Source organism: Promineifilum sp. (SeqCode) (assembly GCF_041918635.1).
Classification (GTDB): Bacteria; Chloroflexota; Anaerolineae; order Promineifilales; family Promineifilaceae; genus Promineifilum.
Genome location: NZ_JAYRVJ010000407.1, coordinates 1 through 5,902, shown reverse-complemented (window position 1 = coordinate 5,902; position 5,902 = coordinate 1). Strand labels below are relative to the sequence as shown.

Here is a 5,902-nt window from a genome sequence, read left to right as displayed (position 1 = left end):
TGGAACCTGGCCCCTATCCTCCTCGCCGCCGTTAGCCCGGTGCTTGTCTACTATAGCCAGGAGACACGCATGTACGCCCTCCTGGCGCTGCTGGCGGCGCTGAGCACGTGGGCGCTGCTCAACTGGTTGAAGATGGGTCGCGTGAATGCGTGGGCGGTGGCCTACGTTCTGCTCCTCGCCGCTGGATTCTATACTCACTACTTTTTCCCGGCGGTGGTGGCGGGGCAGGCGGGAGTGGTGGGTTTACATTGGTGGTGGCGTACAAGAGCGGCAATGCCCACAGAGTCCGCATCCTCAGATGCGGACGGGCGCGTCATACGGGAGCGCGCATCTGAGGATGCGCACTCTGTGGAGATGGCTGGTGGGAGAGCGGGAAAGCACACGGAGACTACATCCTCATATGTGGACGAGCGCGTCATGCGGGAGCGCGCATCTGAGGATGCGCACTCTGTAGAGGTGCGGGGTACACCATGGCTGGTTCCCTTGATTTGGGTTGGCCTCGTTGCCGCGGCTGTACTGCTCTATCTACCTTGGGTTCCCATCTTCATCGCGCAGATGGGCAGCCGGGGCAACGCCAGCGCCGGCCCGCTCGCGTTCCTGGCCGATAGCGGCCGGTGGTTGGTACTCGGCAACACCGTCGCGGTGGGCGAGGCAGCGTGGGCGGTGTGGGCGGCGCTGGGGCTTGTCGTCCTCGGTGTGGCGACCGGCCGCCGGCCGTCGGCTGTCCCCCTCCTGCTGGCGGTTGTGCCGCTCGTCCTCATGTATATTGTTGGGGCGACCGACCCCGCCTTCTTCAAGTTCCTGCTCGCCGTCGCACCCTTCGTTTATCTGATAATGGGGTTGGGCTGGCGGCTGCCGCGACGTTGGCTGGCGCTGCCCGCCCTTCTGACGGCGCTGGTGCTGCTGGGCAGCGTGCTCTCGCTACGAAATCTCTACACCGACCCCACCTTCGCGCGGGCCGACTATCGGGCCATCGTCGCCCGCATCGCCGCCGAGGCCCACCCCAACGCCGGCATCATCCTGAACGCGCCCAACCAGTGGGAGGTGTTTACCTACTACCATCGCGACGGCGCGCCCGTCTATCCGCTGCCGCTTGGCCGGCCCGACCCGGCCATCCTGGAGCCGGAACTGGCGCGCATCGCCGCCACCCACGACCGGCTCTACGTGCTCTACTGGGGTGACGCACAGCGCGACCCGGCGCGCGTCGTCGAGGGCTGGTTGGACGCGCACACGTTCAGGGCGTCGGAGGAGTGGGTGGGGGACGTGCGCTTGGTGGTCTACGCCGCGCCGCGGGCCATGCCGGACGCGCCCACGCCAAGCGGGGCGCGCTTCCAGGCGGTGGACGGCGAGATGATTGCGCTGCGTGAGTACACCGTCTGGCCGGTCGAGGCGCGGCCTGGCGACGTGGTTCAGGCGCGGCTGGTGTGGAGCGCCGACGTGACCCCGGCGCGGCCCTATAAGGTCTTCCTGCACTTGCTCGGTGACGGGGCGCAGCCGGTGGCCCAACGCGACGGCGAACCGGGCGGCGACTTGCGACCGACGACCACCTGGGCGGCCGGTGAGGTCGTGGTCGACAACCACGGCCTGCTACTGCCCGGCGATCTCCCACCGGGCGAATATACGCTGCGGCTAGGCCTCTACGACGCCTTCGATCCGGCTGTCCGGCTGCCGGTCGAGGGGGGTGACAGTCTCCTACTGGCGACGATTACCGTGCGCTAAGCCCGTCCCTACCTCGCTTACAGGTCGATTTCGCCCGAGAGCACCGCCGCCAACAACTGCACCGCCCCCTCCACGTCGCGGGCGTCCACCGTCTCGCTGGGCGTGTGGACGTAGCGGCAGGGGATGGAGATGCAGCCGGCGGCGCTGCCGGGGCCGGCAAGCTGTATGGGTCGGGCGTCAGTTGTGCCGCCCTCCAGCACCTCCACCTGATAGGCGATGCCCGCTTCCTCGGCGCGCTGGCGCATAAGGCGCACCAGGCCAGAGTGGGCGATCATGCCGCTGTCCTTAGCCTTAATGGCCGGCCCATCGCCCAGGCGCACGTCCATCGGTCGCGACTCCGGCACGTCGCCGGTCAGCGTCACGTCGAGGGCGATGCCGACGTCGGGCAAAATGCGGTTGGCCGCCGCCTCCGCGCCGCGCGTGCCCACCTCTTCCTGCACACTGAAGACGAAATAGAGGTCGTGAGCCACGTGTTCCGGCAGCCGGCGCAGCGCCTCGATGGCGACGTAACAGCCGATGCGGTCGTCCATGCTCTTGGCCGTCAGGTGATTGCCGCGGGCCACAAACGGCCGGTCGAAGTGGGCCGCGTCGCCGACGCGCACCGGGCAATCCTCGCGGCTCGTCGCGCCGACGTCGATGTAATACTTGTTGAGCGGGTGAACGGACGAACGTTCTTCGAACCGGTCGGCTCCGATGACGCCGACCGTGCCATCGGCGAAGCGCACCCGCCCGCCCAGCAGCGTGTGGGGGGTGACGCCGCCGATGTTGGTGAAGCGCGCGAAGCCCTTCTCGGTGATGTGCGAGACCATCACACCGATCTCATCCATGTGGGCGGCGACCATCACCTTGAGCGGGTTGGCGGCGTCAGTCGCCGGCCGCTTGTGAGCGATCAGGTTGCCCATCGCGTCGACGGTCACCTCGTCGGCGTGAGGCTCCACCAGCGGGCGAATGATGTCGCGCAGCCCATCCTCAAAACCGGATGGGCCATAGGCTTCGACGAGGGTCTGTAGTAGTTCGTTCATGTCACTTCTCCAAGGGGAGGGACTAGGGGTTAGGGACTAGGGACTAGGGCAGAATGTTCTTCCCTGGCCCCTAGCCCCTAGCCCCTAACTCCGGCGTGAGGCCGCGCAGGGCCGCGTCGGCCAGCCGCACCATATTGTCGTAGTCATCGAGGTTGATCATCATCGTCGGCGTGTGGGCGTAGCGGCCGGGCACCGCCAGTGTGGCCGCGGCGACGCCCGCCGCCCCGCGCTGGATGGCCCCGGTGTTCGTCCCACCGCCGCCTGGCTGGCGGATCTGGTAGGGGATACCCTGCGCCTCGGCCGTCCGCACGATGTGGGCCACCAGGCGTGGATCCTGGATGGTGCGGGCGTCCATGACGTAGACAGCCACCCCCTTGCCCAGCGCCGCGTTGGTAGGCATGTCTTTCTCGTTGGGCAAGTCGTAAGCCGGGGTGGACTCGAGCACCAGGGCCACATCGGGCTGAGCGGCAAAGGCGGCCACCCGCGCCCCGCGCAGGCCGATCTCTTCCTGGACGGTGAAGGCGGCGATCAGGTCGAACGGGTACGGCTTGCGGCGCAGCAACTCGATCAGCGCGGCGCAGCCGGCGCGATTGTCGAACGCCTTACCGATGGCCGTCCGGCCGCCGGCCGTGGCGACCTCCTCGTAGGGGGTGACGAAGGCGGCGTACTCACCGACGCTGACCTTGGCCGCCGCACCGTCCTTGTTCTTCGCGCCAATGTCGATGCGCATGGCGTCCGCCTTCACGACTTTGGTGTACTCGTCCCCCTTGAGCAGGTGCACCGCCCGCGCCCCGATGACGCCGGTCACCTTGTTCGGCCCCACCTGGACGACCTTGCCCAGCAGAGCGCGGTCGTCGAAGCCGCCGACCTTGACGAACTTCAGCATGCCATTGTTGTCGATTTCGATAACGAGCAGCCCGACTTCGTCCATGTGCGCGTCCACCAGAACGCGCATGTCGTATTCGCCAGTGCCGCGCTTCGTCGCCAGCAAGTTGCCCATCGTATCGACCGACCACTCATCGACGTGGTCGGCGATCAGGTCGCGGATCAGCAGCCGGACTTCTTTCTCGGCCCCGGAGACGCCGACGGCCTCGGTTAGTTGCTTCAATAGGTCGTTCATTCGCCATTGTCCTTGCGCTTGTCCGTCTGCATCAGTTCCTCCCGCAGGTTGGGCAAGAACTTGTCATCGAGCCGGACGATCATCTCGGCCAGCAAGCGGCCGGCGCGCTCGATGTCGCTCAGGTCGATAGTCTCGACCATGGTATGCATGTAGCGCAGCGGCATGGAGATCAGACCGGTCGGGATGCCCTCGCGGGCCGTCTGGAGGGCGTAGGCGTCGGTTCCCCCCGCGTATGCGCTCGGCTGCAGGCTGACGGTCATCTCCAGCCCCTTGGCCGCGTCGCGCAGCGCCTTGGCGATGGCGGGATGGCTGTCCGCGCCGATGCTGATGGCCGGCCCGCTGCCCAACTCGAGCAAGTGGCTGTCGTTGCTGCCCGGCCCCTTGCCGTGAGTCACGTCGAGGGCCACAGCCAGATCGGGCCGCTGGGCGTAGGCGCTGGTGTAGGCCCCCAGATAGGCTGTTTCCTCCTGTGCTGTAGCGACGGCAATCACGTCCCAGGTGTGGTGACGCCCTTGCAGATGCTCCAGGCACAGGGTGACGGCCGTCACCGAGGTGCGGTTGTCCAACGCCTTGCCGGCCGCCCGGCCGTTCAGTAGCTTGCGCAATGGCTGGCGGAAGCTGACGAAGTCCCCGATCGATACCAGTTCGCGCACGCGGTCGATGGGCAGGCCCACGTCGACGGCCAGGGTTTCCTCGTTGTATGCCTCGTTGCGCTGCTTCTCCGGCAACATGTGGTTGGGCAGCCCGCCGAGGACGCCGACAAGCGGCTCCCGGCCGTGGACGACCGCCGTCTGGCCGAGCAAGTGCCGCCAGTCGACGCCGCCCAGTTCGTTGACGCGCAGGAAACCGTAGCCCCCGTGCTCGACGATGCGCGAGACCATCAGCCCCAGTTCGTCCTGATGGGCAGCCAGCAGGATCGTCGGCCGCGGCCGGTCGTCCGGGCCGACGCCGCGCTTGACGCCCAGCAGGCTGCCAACGCGGTCGGGGATGATCTCGTCCACCAGCGGCCGCCACAGTTCGGCGACCACGTCGCCGATGCCCCGTTCGTTGCCGGAGGGGCCGGGCGTCTCGGTCAGTCGCTTCAGTAAGTCGAAGGTGTCCATAGGCGTAGTGTATCCGATGGGTCTAGGGGGTGGGGGTCGCCGATGGGGTGGCGGCCTCCGCCTCTTCCGTGGCCGTCGCCGTTTCTTCCGGCGTTTCGGTCGGCGTCGGTGTGTCGGTCGGCGTCTCGGTTGGCGTCTCGGTCTCAGTTGGCGTCACGGATGGCGTGATCGACGGCGTCAGCGATGGCGTGACGGAGGGCGTCAGCGTGGGCGTGATCGACGGGGTGGGCGTGTGGGTGACTGTCGCCGTCCCCGTCGTCGTGGCCGAGGGTGTCGGCGACGGCGTGACGGTCGGCTCAGACGTTGGCGTGTTGGGCGGGGTCAGCGAGATGACGGCCGGCGGCGGGCGAGTGGCTGGGTTGGTGGCAGTCGCCGTCGGTTCGGCCGTCGATTCAGGGGTAGAGCTGCCCCGGTTGGGCGCGCGCGCGAGCAGGACGATGCCGGACATGTAACAGGGTAGCGTGAGGAGGATAATGCCGATCAGGATGGCATAAGTCCGGCGACGAGAATCCATAGGACGCAATCATAGTGAACTACCAGACAAATGACAAATCAGGGCGCGGCTGTTATACTAATCTGAGCCGACATAATCGCGGTGGGGCGAAGCAGTATCGTCGTCCAATTAGACGAGTACTGGAACGAAGGGTAATAATGTCGTATGTTCTCTGGGGAGCCGCCGACGCATTGGGGCTGACGCGGCCGACCGGCCCGCTCTCCTACGCCCTGCTTCTCCTCACCCTGGCGCTGCTGCTGGCCGTTTTCCATCGCCGGGGCGGGCTGGCCGCCTTCCGCGCGCTATCGCGGTCGCAGTGGGCGCTCTTCCTCGTTCTCTGCCTCGCCGCGCCGCTGCTGAGCCAACTCCTCCCGCTGGTTCTACCCTGGCCCAACGCCATCCTGCGCGACCACCCGGCGACGAACGCGGTGGCCCTGTTCGCCGC

Annotated in this window: 5 protein-coding genes and 1 pseudogene; 2 read left to right on the top strand and 4 right to left on the bottom strand. The window is 67.2% G+C overall.

Annotated features, from left to right (window positions below; all coding sequences use genetic code 11):
- Window positions 1-1,719, top strand: a pseudogene (locus tag ACE3UY_RS12650) (hypothetical protein); the annotation flags it as partial.
- A gap of 17 nt (window positions 1,720-1,736) precedes the next feature.
- On the opposite strand, the gene ACE3UY_RS12645 reads toward ACE3UY_RS12650, so the two are convergent.
- The 4 genes from ACE3UY_RS12645 to ACE3UY_RS12630 all read right to left on the bottom strand — a co-directional run bounded on the left by ACE3UY_RS12645 (window position 1,737) and on the right by ACE3UY_RS12630 (window position 5,478).
- Window positions 1,737-2,741, bottom strand: a complete 1,005-nt coding sequence (locus tag ACE3UY_RS12645; RefSeq protein ID WP_374687874.1) for a M42 family metallopeptidase — start codon at window positions 2,739-2,741, stop codon at window positions 1,737-1,739.
- A 70-nt stretch (window positions 2,742-2,811) separates the two neighbouring features.
- Entirely contained in the window at window positions 2,812-3,861 is a 1,050-nt protein-coding gene (locus ACE3UY_RS12640; protein ID WP_374687873.1) for a M42 family metallopeptidase, read from the bottom strand.
- The gene (locus ACE3UY_RS12635; RefSeq protein ID WP_374687872.1) at window positions 3,858-4,964 is read right to left on the bottom strand and encodes a M42 family metallopeptidase; all 1,107 of its coding nucleotides are present in this window, start codon (window positions 4,962-4,964) and stop codon (window positions 3,858-3,860) included. Before ACE3UY_RS12635 ends, ACE3UY_RS12640 begins: the two co-directional genes overlap by 4 nt.
- Window positions 4,965-4,986: 22 nt before the next feature.
- Window positions 4,987-5,478, bottom strand: coding sequence for a hypothetical protein (locus ACE3UY_RS12630; RefSeq protein ID WP_374687871.1), 492 nt, complete (start codon window positions 5,476-5,478; stop codon window positions 4,987-4,989).
- A gap of 137 nt (window positions 5,479-5,615) precedes the next feature.
- Between ACE3UY_RS12630 and ACE3UY_RS12625 the strand changes: the two genes are divergently transcribed.
- On the top strand, window positions 5,616-5,902 hold a 287-nt coding region (locus ACE3UY_RS12625), incomplete at its 3' end, for a hypothetical protein (protein WP_374687870.1).